At 71.5% G+C, this 12,667-nt stretch carries 13 protein-coding genes and 1 pseudogene; 11 read left to right on the top strand and 3 right to left on the bottom strand.

What is annotated here, in order from left to right; genetic code table 11:
* The first annotated feature begins 5 nt into the window (after positions 1-5).
* From GVL03_RS06395 to GVL03_RS06380, 4 genes are all read left to right on the top strand, one after another.
* Complete coding sequence (locus GVL03_RS06395; protein ID WP_159500164.1) at positions 6-809, top strand: ABC transporter ATP-binding protein; 804 nt, start codon at positions 6-8, stop codon at positions 807-809.
* Entirely contained in the window at positions 806-1,651 is an 846-nt protein-coding gene (locus GVL03_RS06390; RefSeq protein ID WP_159500163.1) for an ABC transporter permease, read from the top strand. Before GVL03_RS06395 ends, GVL03_RS06390 begins: the two co-directional genes overlap by 4 nt.
* 132 nt (positions 1,652-1,783) lie before the next feature.
* A complete protein-coding gene (locus tag GVL03_RS06385) occupies positions 1,784-2,311 on the top strand; it encodes a hypothetical protein (RefSeq protein ID WP_159500162.1) in 528 nt (175 codons plus the stop codon).
* 30 nt (positions 2,312-2,341) lie between these two features.
* Positions 2,342-2,830 (top strand): SprT-like domain-containing protein, encoded by a 489-nt coding sequence (locus tag GVL03_RS06380; RefSeq protein WP_159500161.1) that lies wholly within the window; start codon positions 2,342-2,344, stop codon positions 2,828-2,830.
* Positions 2,831-3,057: 227 nt separating this feature from the next.
* On the opposite strand, the gene GVL03_RS06375 is transcribed toward GVL03_RS06380, so the two are convergent.
* A complete protein-coding gene (locus GVL03_RS06375) occupies positions 3,058-3,687 on the bottom strand; it encodes a 2-phosphosulfolactate phosphatase (RefSeq protein WP_159500160.1) in 630 nt (209 codons plus the stop codon).
* Between the two features lie 279 nt (positions 3,688-3,966).
* Here GVL03_RS06375 and GVL03_RS06370 point away from each other — a divergent pair, with 279 nt between their 5' ends.
* A complete protein-coding gene (locus GVL03_RS06370; RefSeq protein ID WP_159500159.1) occupies positions 3,967-4,467 on the top strand; it encodes a hypothetical protein in 501 nt (166 codons plus the stop codon).
* A gap of 186 nt (positions 4,468-4,653) precedes the next feature.
* On the opposite strand, the pseudogene GVL03_RS06365 reads toward GVL03_RS06370, so the two are convergent.
* Together GVL03_RS06365 and GVL03_RS06360 are read right to left on the bottom strand one after the other, a co-directional pair.
* Positions 4,654-5,079, bottom strand: a pseudogene (locus GVL03_RS06365) (LuxR C-terminal-related transcriptional regulator); the annotation flags it as partial.
* Positions 5,080-5,133: 54 nt separating this feature from the next.
* Positions 5,134-6,501, bottom strand: a complete 1,368-nt coding sequence (locus tag GVL03_RS06360; RefSeq protein WP_159500158.1) for a PLP-dependent aminotransferase family protein — start codon at positions 6,499-6,501, stop codon at positions 5,134-5,136.
* A gap of 180 nt (positions 6,502-6,681) precedes the next feature.
* Here GVL03_RS06360 and GVL03_RS06355 point away from each other — a divergent pair, with 180 nt between their 5' ends.
* The 6 genes from GVL03_RS06355 (at position 6,682) to GVL03_RS06330 (ending at position 12,612) form a co-directional block, all read left to right on the top strand.
* Positions 6,682-7,530: a nitrilase-related carbon-nitrogen hydrolase gene (locus tag GVL03_RS06355; protein ID WP_159500157.1), complete on the top strand. Its 849-nt coding sequence runs from the start codon at positions 6,682-6,684 to the stop codon at positions 7,528-7,530.
* A 16-nt stretch (positions 7,531-7,546) separates the two neighbouring features.
* Entirely contained in the window at positions 7,547-8,989 is a 1,443-nt protein-coding gene (hydA, locus tag GVL03_RS06350; RefSeq protein WP_159500156.1) for a dihydropyrimidinase, read from the top strand.
* A gap of 41 nt (positions 8,990-9,030) precedes the next feature.
* Complete coding sequence (locus GVL03_RS06345; protein WP_159500155.1) at positions 9,031-10,047, top strand: TIGR03842 family LLM class F420-dependent oxidoreductase; 1,017 nt, start codon at positions 9,031-9,033, stop codon at positions 10,045-10,047.
* A 107-nt stretch (positions 10,048-10,154) separates the two neighbouring features.
* The gene (locus GVL03_RS06340; protein WP_159500210.1) at positions 10,155-11,018 is read left to right on the top strand and encodes an ABC transporter permease; all 864 of its coding nucleotides are present in this window, start codon (positions 10,155-10,157) and stop codon (positions 11,016-11,018) included.
* A complete protein-coding gene (locus tag GVL03_RS06335) occupies positions 11,015-11,830 on the top strand; it encodes an ABC transporter ATP-binding protein (RefSeq protein WP_159500154.1) in 816 nt (271 codons plus the stop codon). Before GVL03_RS06340 ends, GVL03_RS06335 begins: the two co-directional genes overlap by 4 nt.
* On the top strand, positions 11,830-12,612 hold the full coding sequence (locus GVL03_RS06330) for an ABC transporter permease (RefSeq protein ID WP_159500153.1): 783 nt from the start codon (positions 11,830-11,832) through the stop codon (positions 12,610-12,612). The genes GVL03_RS06335 and GVL03_RS06330 overlap by 1 nt, the downstream gene beginning before the upstream one ends.
* Positions 12,613-12,667: the final 55 nt, after the last annotated feature.

Here is a 12,667-nt window from a genome sequence, read left to right as displayed (position 1 = left end):
CGCCCATGGACGTCATATTCGATGCAATAGGCAAGTCGTACCAAACGCGAAGCGGACGACCGGTGCGGGCGGTGGCGCACGTCGACCTGGCGATACCCCACGGGACGTTCGTCTCCTTGGTCGGTCCCAGTGGATGCGGGAAGACCACGCTGCTGGATATCCTGCTCGGCGTGACGGCCCCGACGACCGGTCGGGTCCTTCTGGACGGCCGCGACCAGCACGACGGAGCGGAAACCTCGGCGGAACGCCCGGCGGTCGTGCTGCAGGCACCCACCCTCCTGCCCTGGCGCACGGTGCGGTCGAACGTGACCCTGCTGGCCGCATGCGGGCCGGCCGCGATGCGACGTCCACGACCGGTCCGGAACGAGGTGCGCGCGCGGGCGGACGCATTGCTGGATCTCGTAGGCGTCGGCGACTTCGCCGACCGGTACCCCTCGGAGCTGTCGGGAGGCATGCAGCAGCGCGTCGCAATCGCCCGTGCGCTGTTCACCCGATCGCCGCTCATGTGCTTCGACGAGCCGTTCAGCGCGCTCGACGAGTTCACCCGCGAATCGCTGCACGACGAGCTCCAGCGCATCTGGAGCACGGAGGGCTTCACCGCGGTCTTCGTCACGCACAACATCCAGGAGGCGGTCCTGCTCTCCGACCGGGTCATCGTGATGGCACCGCGGCCGGGGCGCGTCGTGGCCGACATATCCATCGACCTGCCGAGGCCGCGCCTGCACGAGCGCATGACCGATCCCGCTTTCGGCGACCTCGTGCTCCGGATCAGGGAAGCGCTGCGAGAGGGGCTGGTGGAGGCGGCATGACCACGACAGAGAACACCACTGCCACCCTGGCGGTCCTGGACTCCGGACGACTGCCGTCCCGCGCAGCGCTCGCATTCCTGGGGCGCTCGCTCCTCGTGGTCGGATTCGGGACGATCGTCGTGGCGATCGTCGAGGTCCTCACCGCGACGGGTCTCATCAGCCCCCTCGTGATGCCGCGGCCGTCGCTGGTCGCAAGCCGTGTCGTCGACATCCTCACCCAGGTCCTCACGGGCGGTGCGAGCGCGGCGTTCGCGTGGCAGACCGCATCCGCCCTGTTGGTGAGCCTCGTCGTCGCGGTCGGCCTCGGGGTGGCCATAGGCACCTTGCTGGCGCAGTCGAGGCTGGCGATGCTGACGCTCTACCCGTACGTCCTCGCCCTCAACGCCGCGCCGCGCGTCGTCTTCGCACCGATGTTCGTGATCTGGTTCGGCCTCGGCATGACCTCGCGCGTCGTGATGGCCGTGTCGATCGGCATGTTCCCCGTCATCGTCGGCACGCTCGCCGGTCTCGCGCGCGCCGAGGGACAGACGCACAAGCTCATGGCCGCCGCCGGAGCCAGCCGGTTCCAACGGTTCCGACTCGTGGAGTTCCCCTCGGCCCTGCCGTTCATCGTCGCAGGGAGCGAGACGGCCGCCGTTCTGGTCGCAGTCGGCGTGGTGATCGGCGAGTTCACCGCGGGGAACGAGGGACTCGGGTACCTCGTGATCGTCGCCCAGGAGAACTACGACCTGCCGACAGTCTTCGCGCTCGTCGTCATCATCGCGTTGATGGGCATTCTCCTGAACGGTCTCGTCATGCTGCTCGGCCGCCGATTCGTGTTCTGGGGCCGCGCCCAGTCCTGAGTCGCAGGTCTCGGGGCGAACCGGATACCGCGGCGCGCCCTCATCGGGGATGAGCGGGGCTTCAGGCACACTTGAGGGGCCGAGGTGCCAGGGCGAGGGGGCCGAGGCGTCGCCGACGCGGAGAGGAGAGTCGTGAGCTACATCAGGGGATACCACCCGGACACGCTGCGCGAGATCGTGGACCTGCGCGAATGCCGCGACCGCCTCGACGAGATCGGCCCGCAGCGGAGCCTTCCCGCCCTGATGGAGCGCGTCTGGCTGCTGAAGGTCACCGGCGAGCTGGATGACGCGCTGCTCGTCTCCGACCAGTCGGTGCGCACGGCCCGCATGGCCGGAACCCGCAAGGACCTGCTGCGCGCCCGCATCCTGCACGCCACCGTCCAGCAGGAACGCGGTCAGCTCGCGGCCGCCGATCAGGAGCTGACCGCCTGCGCCGAGGAGGCCGAGGGCCAGGGCTGGGCGGGGATCGCCGCCTTCGCCTACCAGCACCGCGGCAAGGTGCGCCTCGACGGCGACGACCTCGACGGCGCGCGCGCCGACTTCAAGCGCACCCTCTTCCTCCGCCAGCAGGCCGGGGCCCCCGAGGAGCAGCTCGAGTCGACGCTCCTCGCGATCGACTCGGTCGACCGCCGGCGCGTGGCCGCGTCCGTCGCCAGCTGAGTGTCGTAGATACGTTCTATCATCCCGATCATGTCGGATCTGCATCGTGTGCGCGTCTGGGCTGACGCGCTGATCGCCCTCCATCTCGACGAGTCCTGGGCCTTCGGGTTCGACAACGCCAAGCGCCGAGCGGGGCTGTGCGACTTCGGGCGCAGACGCATCAGCGTCTCGCGCTACCTCGCCGCCCGCTACGACGACGACGTGAACCATCAGACGCTGCTGCACGAGGTGGCGCACGCCCTGGCGGGACCGGCCGCGGGGCACGGCCCGCGCTGGAAGAAGGCGGCCCGGGAGCTCGGCTACACCGGTGGCACGACCCATCGCGGCGAGACGGCGACCGAGCTCGCGCGCTGGGTGGGCGTCTGCCCCGCGGGCCACGTCGCATACCGGCATCGCAAGGCCACCCGCACGACGTCCTGCGCCCTGTGCGCACCCCGCTTCGACGCCCGCCACGTCTTCACCTGGACGCGGCGAGAGATCACGCCCGCCGAACGGCTCGCCGCGATGACACCACGCTGAGCCTCCCGGGTCGGGGCTCGCCGGGCGCAGGCTCCGCGGCTCCTGACACCGCCGCCCACCCGCGGATGGAGAGGACCCGGTCGCCGGACGAGCGCAGCGAGACGAAGCGCACCAGCGGAACGGACGCACGGCGACCCCTCGTCTCGTCGCCGCGCTCCCCGCTCGGGGACCGAGAAGCGGCGAACCTCGGAAACGGTCCAGGTCGCCGACCCGAAGACGAGCCGGGCTCAGACCGCGGAGAACACGCCCCCCTGCAGGGCGGGCACCGCATCCGTCGCATCCAGCTGCGCCGCCGCCAGCACCTCGTCGCGCGCGCCGGCATCGAGCAGCGCCTGACCCGACCCGCTCGCGGTGAGCAGGTGCCGCACCGCGCTCCGGAGCCCACGGAACGCCTCAGCGGATGCGGCCGCCTCGGGCGAGGTGTGGTCGAGGCCGAGCGCGCCGAGGGCGTCGATCACAGCGCCGGCGCCGAGCTGGTCCTCGACCGCGAACCGCACGCCCGCATCCGTGCGCGCCCCTACGGCGATCACCGTGATCGACGTGCGCGCGCCGCGCGCCTGCTGTTCGGCGAGCACCGCACGGGCGGTGGCCGAGGCGTTGCGGAGCCCGCCGACGAGCACGCGGGCGCCGGCCGCGGCGGCGGCGGCCGCCACCTCCGCAGCATCCGCTGCGTCGTCCCGGCCCCGCACGTCGGCGAGGTCCACCGCGGTTCCGTCGGCGATCGCGTCCGCCGTCCGCGATGAGAACGACAGCACGTCGACGATGACGACGACATCGGATGCGGCGAGCCGGGCGAGCCCCTCGGCGCCCCACTCGAAGCGGATCTGATAGCGGGACTGGTCGAACGCGGAAGGCATCCGCCCAGCGTATTGCGCGCACCGGTGGCGCGCCCGTCGCATGACGGTCCGCGACAGGGGCCCATGGACGGCGGGGCATGGGCGCGGCGGCTTCCCGTGCACGAGCGGCGGCGAACGAAGCGGGCGTTGCAGACCGTGGAGCGGCGGGCCGCGGCGACGGGCGGCCGAGCGGCAGGGGGCAGACGGAGGTAGACGAGCGACGAGCGACGCAGCCTACCGGCGCGCGAACGCCCGGTCAGCCCCGGCCGCGCCGGACGGGTGCGGTGCGACACTGGGGTCGTGCGCATCCTGCTGAAGTTCACGATCGACTGCGATCCGGATGCAGCGTGGCGCGCGCTGCACTCGCCGCGGGCGGTCGCCGAGATCTACGGTCCGTTCGTCGACATGCAGCCGCTCGCCCCCCTGCCGACCAGCTGGTCGCCCGGCGATGATGCGGCCGTCGGCCTCTTCTTCGGCGGTCTCGTGCCGCTCGGTTCTCAGCTCATCTCGGTGAGCGATCGTTCGACCGAGGACGCGCAGGGGGACGTCAGGATCCTCCGCGACAGCGGAGCCCCGCTCACCGGGCCCCTCGCCGCGCTCGATGTGTGGGACCACCAGATGGCCGTGTCGACGGCGCCGGACGAGCCCGGCAAGACGCTCTGGCGCGACCGGCTCGTGATCGGCGGACGGGCGGCTCCGGCCCTGTGGCCGCTGCTCTGGAGCGCCTGGCAGTGGCGGGCGGCCCGCATCCGGGCTCTCGCTCCGACCTGGGCGCACGATCCCGAGCCGGCCGCGGACTGACGCGGCACCAGCCCACTTTCCATCCGATGGCTCCCCCTCAGTCGTCGGATGGGTGGGGCTCGTGTGAACAGATGGGACGCAGGAGGCGCTTGCGCAACAGATCGCCCGACGACTGGCGACCATCCCCGACGCAGACCGTCGGGCAAGGCGCCGCCCCGTGCCGCACGCGCCACGGCGACCGCGCCTTCAGGCGAGGCCGTGCTCGAAGGCGAAGACCACGAGCTGAACGCGATCGCGCAACGAGAGCTTGCCCAGGATGCGGCTGATGTGCGTCTTCACGGTCGCCTCCGAGAGGAACTCGCGCTCCGCGATCTCGGCGTTAGAGAGCCCCCGGGCGGCGAGTGCGAAGATCTCGCGTTCGCGCTCGGTGAGCGCGCCGTACTGCGGCGGCGCGGAGCGGGGCGCCGCATCCGGGAACCGGGCGAACAGCTCGCGGGTCGCCGCGGCCGCGATCACCGCGGACCCCGCGTGCACCGTGCGGATGGCGGCGAGCAGGAACTCCGGGTCGGCGTCCTTCAGCAGGAACCCGCTCGCCCCCTGGCGGATGGCGCGGGCCGCCGCCTCGTCGAGATCGAACGTCGTGAGCATCACGATGCGCGGCGGGTCGGGGTCGCGCAGCGGGCGCGCCCGCCGGCCGGGCCGTGCCCAGCGAGCCGGCAGCCGCCCTCAGCCGGTGGCGCGGGATGCGGCGACCAGCTCCGCCGCGACGGCCGCGGCGCCCCGGGTCACGAGGCCACCGGTCACCCGGACGAACCCGGGCGCGGCGCCGTCCACGTACGGCCCGTCCGCGTCCGGCGCGGCGCCCCCGGCGAGGAACGGCCCGCCCGCGGCGACGGCGATGCCGACCGCGGCGAGGTGCACGTGGGCGGCGCGCTCGTCGGCGACCGGCAGCCACAGGTTGATGCCGTCCGGCGGCGGGAGCGCGATGCCGTGACGGCGGAGGGCTCCGACCAGAGCCTCCTGCCGGTCGCGGTAGGTCAGCCGCGCCGCGCGCACCGCCTCGACCGCCTCGGTGCGCGTGAGCATGTCCAGCAGCACCGCCTGCAGCAGCCGCGACGTCCACCCCGGGCCCAGCATGCGGCGCGCGATCACGCGGTCGACGACGCGCCGCGGCCCGCCGAGCGCCGCGATCCTCAGATCCGGCCCGTGCGACTTCGAGAAGCTGCGCACATGCACGACCTGATCGGGCAGCCAGCGGCCGAGGGTGACGTCGGGCGCCATCGCGATCATGCCGGAGTGGTCGTCCTCGACGAGGATCACCCGGTCGCCGTCCCGTGCGGCGCGCACCGCGCCGGCGAGCTGCTGCGCGCGCCGGGTCGTCATCGAGGCGCCGGTGGGGTTCTGCGCCCGCGGCTGCAGGATCACGGCGGACGGATGCTGCGCGAGCGCCCGGGTCAGCGAGGCCGGCACGACGCCCTCGTCGTCGAGCTCGAGCGGCACGGCCTCGGCCCCCAGCGCGTCGAGCAGGTCGAAGAAGTACGGGAAGCCCGGGGACTCGACGGCCACCCGGTCACCGAACCGCACGACCTGGCCGAGCACCCGGGAGATCCCGTCGAGCGCTCCGTCGACGACCGTGATCGTCTCGGTCCGCGCCGGCCACGACGCCTCGAGCACCGCGGCGAGCTCGGGCAGCACCGGCAGGTCGTGATAGCGGCCCGCATCCGCGCGCAGCGAGACCCTGGCGAACGCGTCGCCGAGGGCCGGCAGCAGCGCCGGATCGGGCGTGCCCGACGACAGATCGAGCACCGCCGGATCGACGGGCCCCGCCAATCCCTGCAGCCGCCGGGTCAGCCAGTCTCGTCGCGGGGCACGGACGAAGCTGCCCGCGCGTCCCCGCGAGACGACGACGCCGGCACGGGCGAGCGCCTGCCAGGCGGAGCTGACCGTCGCCGGGCTCACGCCCAGATCGGCGGCGATCTCGCGCACCGTCGGCAGTCGGTCCCCGGGGGCGAGGACGCCGTCGGTCACCAGCCGGGCGATGACCGCGGCGATCCCCTGCGGCGAGCGATCGGGGAAATCCGCGGGAAGACGCATCGACAGCTCCGCTCTACCGGCGCAGGACGCCAGCGTTTACCATCGCGTCACAGGACGAAACCGAAGAGAAATGTTCAACCCGAAAGATAACAGAACAGCGCGGAGGCGCCGGCCGCCCCGCCGGCCACCGTCGCGGCACGGCTCCCGACGACGCGGCACCCCACACCCTGGAGGCGGACGATGACGACGATTCGCGCAGCGATCACGCAGACGACATGGACGGGCGACAAGGCCTCCATGCTCGACAAGCACGAGGTCTTCGCCCGGGATGCGGCGGCCCAGGGCGCGCAGGTGCTGTGCTTCCAGGAACTCTTCTACGGTCCGTACTTCGGCATCACCCAGGACAAGAAGTACTACCGCTACGCCGAGCCCGCAGACGGCCCGATCGTGCAGCGCTTCGCCGCACTCGCGAAGGAGCTGTCGACGGTCATGGTGCTGCCCATCTACGAGGAGCAGCAGACCGGCGTCTACTACAACACCGCCGTCGTGGTGGATGCGGACGGCTCCGTCAAGGGGATCTACCGGAAGAACCACATCCCGCACGTCGAGAAGTTCTGGGAGAAGTTCTACTTCCGCCCGGGCAACCTCGGGTACCCCGTGTGGGAGACCGCGGTCGGCAAGGTCGGCGTCATCATCTGCTACGACCGGCACTTCCCCGAGGCGTGGCGCGAGCTGGGGCTGAACGGCGCCCACCTCGCCTTCAACCCGAACGCCACGAAGCCGGGCCTGTCGAACCGCCTCTGGGAGGTCGAGCAGCCCGCCGCCGCGGTCGCGAACGGCTACTTCGTGCTGGCGCCGAACCGCGTCGGCCGCGAGGACAACGAGTACGGCGACGAGGCCGTCACCTTCTACGGCAGGAGCCAGATCGTCGACCCGCGCGGCAACTACGTCGGCGACCTCGGATCCGGCGAGCACGAGGAGCTCGTCATCCGCGACCTGGACATGGACCTCGTGCAGCAGATGCGCGACGACTGGCAGTTCTATCGCGATCGCCGGCCCGACTCCTACGGTGAGATCACGACCCCCTGAGCGAGCGGAGCACACCATGGCCACGACCCTCATCACCGGCGGCACCGTCGTCAACGCGACCGGCACCGGCGCCGCCGATGTCCTGATCGACGGCGAGACGATCGCCGCGGTGCTCGCTCCCGGCTCGACGCTGCTCGGCCACGACCTGGCCGCATCCGTCGACACCGTCATCGACGCGACCGGCAAGTACGTGATCCCCGGCGGGATCGACGCGCACACGCACATGGAGATGCCGTTCGGCGGCACCAACGCGAGCGACACGTTCGAGACCGGCACGCGGGCCGCCGCGATCGGCGGCACCACGAGCATCGTGGACTTCGTCGTGCAGTACCCCGAGCAGAACATCCTCGACCAGTACCGGGCGTGGCACGAGAAGGCCGCCGGCAACTGCGCGATCGACTACGGGTTCCACCAGATCCTCTCCGACGTGCAGGACTCGTCGCTGACCGCGATGGACGAGCTGATCGCCGAGGGGGTCACGAGCTTCAAGCTGTTCATGGCCTACAAGGGCGTCTTCCTCTCCGACGACGGCCAGATCCTGCGGGCCTTCCAGAAGGGCGCCGACAACGGCGCGATGATGATGATGCACGCCGAGAACGGCGCCATCATCGACGTGCTCGTGCAGCAGGCCCTCGCCGAGGGGAGGACGACGCCGTTCTTCCACGGCACGACCCGCCCGTGGCAGGCGGAGGAGGAGGCCACGCATCGCGCGATCATGATCGCCGATCTGACCGGTGCGCCGCTGTACGTCGTGCACGTGAGCGCGAAGCAGGCCGTGGAGCAGATCGCCGCCGCCCGGGACCGCGGCCTCAACGTCTTCGGCGAGACCTGCCCGCAGTATCTCTATCTCTCCCTCGAGGACCAGCTCGGCGCGTCGAGCGAGGAATGGGGGGACTTCGAGGGGGCCAAGTGGGTGTGCTCGACACCGCTGCGTTCGAAGCACGAGGGCCATCAGCACCACATGTGGCAGAGCCTGCGCACGAACGACATCCAGATGGTCTCGACCGACCACTGCCCGTTCTGCATGAAGGGGCAGAAGGACATGGGGATCGGCGACTTCTCGAAGATCCCGAACGGCATCGGATCGGTCGAGCACCGCATGGACCTCATGTACCAGGGGGTCGTCACGGGGCGGATCACCCTCCCGCGCTGGGTCGAGCTCACCAGCACCACGCCCGCGCGGATGTTCGGCATGTACGGCAAGAAGGGCGTCATCCAGCCCGGCGCCGACGGCGACGTCGTCGTGTACGACCCGAACGGTCACACCTCGATCGGCATCGGAGCGGGCAGGACGCACCACATGAACATGGACTACTCGGCCTGGGAGGGCTTCGAGATCGACGGGCACGTCGACACCGTCGTCTCGCGCGGTGCCGTCGTCGTCGACGACAGCGGCTACGTCGGATCGAAGGGCCACGGCGCATACATCAAGCGCGGGCTCAGCCAGTACCTCATCTGACCGCATCCGCCGCCCTTCACCCGACACGAAAGGGGCACGACATGGACTTCGGCGTCGTCCTGCAGACGAACCCGCCCGCCGCCCGCACGGTGCAGCTCGCCCAGCTCGCCGAGGCGCACGGGTTCAGCCACGTATGGACCTTCGACTCGCACCTGCTCTGGCAGGAGCCATACGTCGTGCACTCGGCGATCCTGAACGCCACCAAGCGCATCACGGTGGGGCCGTTCGTGACGAACCCGGCGACGCGCGACTGGACGGTCACCGCATCGGTGTTCGCGACGCTCAACGAGATGTACGGCAACCGCACGATCTGCGGCATCGGCCGCGGGGACTCGGCCGTGCGGGTGACGAACGGCAAGCCGACGACGCTGAAGGAGCTGCGCCAGGCGATCCACGTCATCCGGGAGCTCGGCAACTCGCGACCGGTCGAGCACAACGGCGCGACGCTGCAGTTCCCGTGGAGCCGCGGCTCGGAGCTCGACGTGTGGGTCGCCGCCTACGGCCCCCTCGCGCTGAAGCTCACCGGCGAGGTCGGCGACGGCTTCATCCTGCAGCTGGCCGACCTCGACATCGCCGAGTGGATGATCCGCGTCGTCAAGGATGCGGCGGCCGCCGCCGGACGCGACCCCGAGTCGATCGCGTTCTGCGTCGCGGCCCCCATGTACATCGGCGACGACATCGACCACATGCGGGACCAGTGCCGCTGGTTCGGCGGGATGGTGGGCAACCACGTCGCCGACATCGTCGCGAAGTACGGCGCGGACGGAGACGTGCCGGCGGCCCTCACCGACTACATCGCGGGGCGCGAGGGATACGACTACAACTCGCACGGCAAGTCCGGCAACGACCACGTCGACTTCGTGCCCGATGAGATCGTGGACCGGTTCTGCATCCTCGGCACCGCCGATCAGCACATCGCGAAGCTCGAAAAGCTGCGCGAGCTCGGCGTGACGCAGTTCGCCGGATACCTCCAGCACGACAACAAGGAGGAGACGCTGCGGGTCTACGGCGAGACCGTGATCCCCGCCCTCTCGGACCGCATCACGGCCAAGCGATGACCACGCCCGCCTCGCCCGAGCCCGGCGCCCCCGCCGTCGGAGTCGCCGACGTGGACGGGACCGCGAGACGCCGGGGTCCGAGGCGCCGTCGCCCGGGCGGGCGGGGAATGCTGCGGCCCGTGGCGTACGGCATCGCCGGCGTGCTCGCCATCGCGGTGCTGTGGGAGCTCTACAAGCTGCTCGGCCCGGCCGACGGCGTGGTGATCGGGGGGCTGCGCGTGCTGCCGCGCACGACCGACCTCGCGATGCCGCACGTGTGGGAGATGGCCGCGCGACTGCTCGAGCCGGTCACCTCCTCACCGTCGGCGAAGCCGCTCTGGCTCGAGGTGCTGCTGGCCTCCCTCGTCACCCTCGGCATCGCGGCCGTCGGCTGGCTCGTCGGCATCGTCGTCGGCTTCGCGTTCGCGCTGCTGATGCAGCGGTGGCGGCTGGCCGAGTGGGCGCTGCTGCCGTGGATCGTGCTGAGCCAGACCGTGCCGCTCATCGCCTTCGCACCCATCGTGAAGAGCTGGGGGTCGCGGGTCGAGATCGGCGCGTTCCAGTGGGCGGACTGGATGAGCGTCGCGCTCATCGCCAGCTACCTCGCCTTCTTCCCGGTCGCCGTCGGCGCGCTCCGCGGGCTCCAATCGCCCGACCGCATCCACACCGAGCTGATGCACACCTACGCCGCGAGCTCGTGGCAGACGCTCCTGCGCCTGCGACTCCCCGCCGCCGTGCCCTACCTCATCCCGGCCCTCCGCCTCGGAGCCGCCGGCGCCGTGGTCGGCGCGGTCGTCGCCGAGGTGTCGACGGGACTCCAGGGCGGCATCGGCCGCATCCTGATCCAGTACGCGGGGCAGGCCTCGGGCGACCCGGCCAAGCCCTGGGGACCGATCTTCGGAGCGATCCTGCTCGGACTGGTCGCCGCCGGCTCCGTGGCCCTCCTGGGCGTGGTGCTGAAGAACTACCGACGCGGAGAGGACAACGCGTGACACAGGACATCGTGCCGGGCACCCCGGCCGTCACGGTCACGGGGGTCGACAAGACCTTCGAGACCCGGAGCGGCCAAGTGCATGCGCTGCAGGGCATCGACCTCGAGGTCGCCGCGGGCGAGTTCGTCTCCCTCATCGGACCGTCCGGATGCGGCAAGTCGACGCTCATGCGCCTGATCGCCGATCTCGACCAGGCGACGAGCGGGTCGATCTCGGTCTTCGGCAAGCCGCCCGGCCGCGCGCGCCGGGACCAGGACTACGGCATCGCGTTCCAGCAGGCGGGCCTGCTCCCCTGGCGGACGGTCGCCGGCAACGTCTCGCTGCCGCTCGAGCTGCACGGCGACCGGGGCCGCGCCGGACGGGTCGCGGAGCTGCTCGAGATGGTCGGCCTGTCGGACTTCGGCGACCGCTATCCCGACCAGCTCTCCGGGGGGATGCAGCAGCGCGTCGCGATCGCCCGCGCCCTGGCCGAACGACCCAAGCTGCTGCTCATGGACGAGCCGTTCGGCGCGCTCGACGAGATGACGCGGGAGCGGATGCAGACCGAGCTCGTGCGCATCTGCGCCGAGACGGGCGCCGCGGTCGTGTTCGTGACCCACTCGATCCCGGAGGCGGTGTTCCTCTCCGACCGGGTCGTCGTGATGTCGCCGCGTCCCGGCCGGATCCAGGAGATCGTGCCGATGCGACTCGAGAGCACGTCCTCGCGCACCGAGGCGCTGCGCGAGGACGAGACGTTCTTCGCGATGGTGACCGCCGTACGCGAGGCGCTGCACCAGGGCAGCCACGCGCCCCGCGGCGTGGAGAACCGGTGATGGCCGCGGTCGCGGCGGGGCCCGCACGCGACCGCGCCTGGCTGCGCGTCGCGGCGCCCGTGCTCGTGGGCGTCTTCGTGCTCGCGCTCTGGCAGATCCTGGTGACCGTCGGCGGGGTCAGCGACTACCTGCTCCCGAGCCCTGCGGCGATCGCCGCCGAGTTCGCCGCGTTCGCGCCCGCGATCGGCGCCGCCGCCCTCACCACCGGGACGAACGCACTCGTCGGGCTCGTCGTGGGATCGATCCTCGGCATCGGCCTCGCCGCCCTCGCCGCCCGGTGGCGGGTGCTCGACATGATGAGCGCCCCCGTCGTCGCCGGGCTCGCGGTCATCCCGATCGTCGCGCTCGCACCGGTGCTGAACTCGATGTTCGGCGCCGACAGCCAGGTCGGGCGGCAGACCATCGCCGCCCTCGCCTCCTTCGTGCCGGTCTTCGTCAACACCCTCCGCGGATTCCGGCAGGTGCTGCCCGTGCACCGCGACCTGATGCGCGCATACGCCGCGAGCCCGGGGCACGTGCTGCGCGCCGTGACCCTTCCGACGGCCGTGCCGTTCGTCTTCACCGGCATCCGGCTCGCGTCCTCGCTCGCCGTCATCTCCGCGCTCGTCGCCGAGTACTTCGGCGGCCCCCGCGGCGGTCTCGGCGCCATGATCTCGACCTCCGCCGCCACGAGCGCCTACGCGCGCGCATGGGCCTACGTGTTCGCGGCCATCCTGCTCGGGCTCCTCTTCTACGTCGTCGCCCTGCTGCTCGAGCGCCTGGCGGTCCGCCGCCCCCGCTGAGCCCCTTCCCGTCCTGACGCCACCCGGGCGCCGGAATGCACCACCGCACATGAAA

It is taken from the genome of Microbacterium sp. 18062, assembly GCF_902706225.1.
GTDB lineage: Bacteria > Actinomycetota > Actinomycetes > Actinomycetales > Microbacteriaceae > Microbacterium.
The sequence above is the reverse complement of the archived record's forward strand: the minus strand, read 5'-3'. Positions and strand labels throughout refer to the sequence as shown.

Bases quoted from the DNA above. Each gene is read 5' to 3' on its own strand.
- GVL03_RS06395 (WP_159500164.1), top strand. From the start codon at position 6: ATGGACGTCATATTCGATGCAATAGGCAAGTCGTACCAAACGCGAAGC.
- GVL03_RS06390 (WP_159500163.1), top strand. From the start codon at position 806: ATGACCACGACAGAGAACACCACTGCCACCCTGGCGGTCCTGGACTCC.
- GVL03_RS06380 (WP_159500161.1), top strand. From the start codon at position 2,342: ATGTCGGATCTGCATCGTGTGCGCGTCTGGGCTGACGCGCTGATCGCC.
- GVL03_RS06375 (WP_159500160.1), bottom strand. From the start codon at position 3,687: ATGCCTTCCGCGTTCGACCAGTCCCGCTATCAGATCCGCTTCGAGTGG.
- GVL03_RS06360 (WP_159500158.1), bottom strand. From the start codon at position 6,501: ATGCGTCTTCCCGCGGATTTCCCCGATCGCTCGCCGCAGGGGATCGCC.
- GVL03_RS06355 (WP_159500157.1), top strand. From the start codon at position 6,682: ATGACGACGATTCGCGCAGCGATCACGCAGACGACATGGACGGGCGAC.
- hydA (WP_159500156.1), top strand. From the start codon at position 7,547: ATGGCCACGACCCTCATCACCGGCGGCACCGTCGTCAACGCGACCGGC.
- GVL03_RS06345 (WP_159500155.1), top strand. From the start codon at position 9,031: ATGGACTTCGGCGTCGTCCTGCAGACGAACCCGCCCGCCGCCCGCACG.
- GVL03_RS06340 (WP_159500210.1), top strand. From the start codon at position 10,155: ATGCTGCGGCCCGTGGCGTACGGCATCGCCGGCGTGCTCGCCATCGCG.
- GVL03_RS06330 (WP_159500153.1), top strand. From the start codon at position 11,830: ATGGCCGCGGTCGCGGCGGGGCCCGCACGCGACCGCGCCTGGCTGCGC.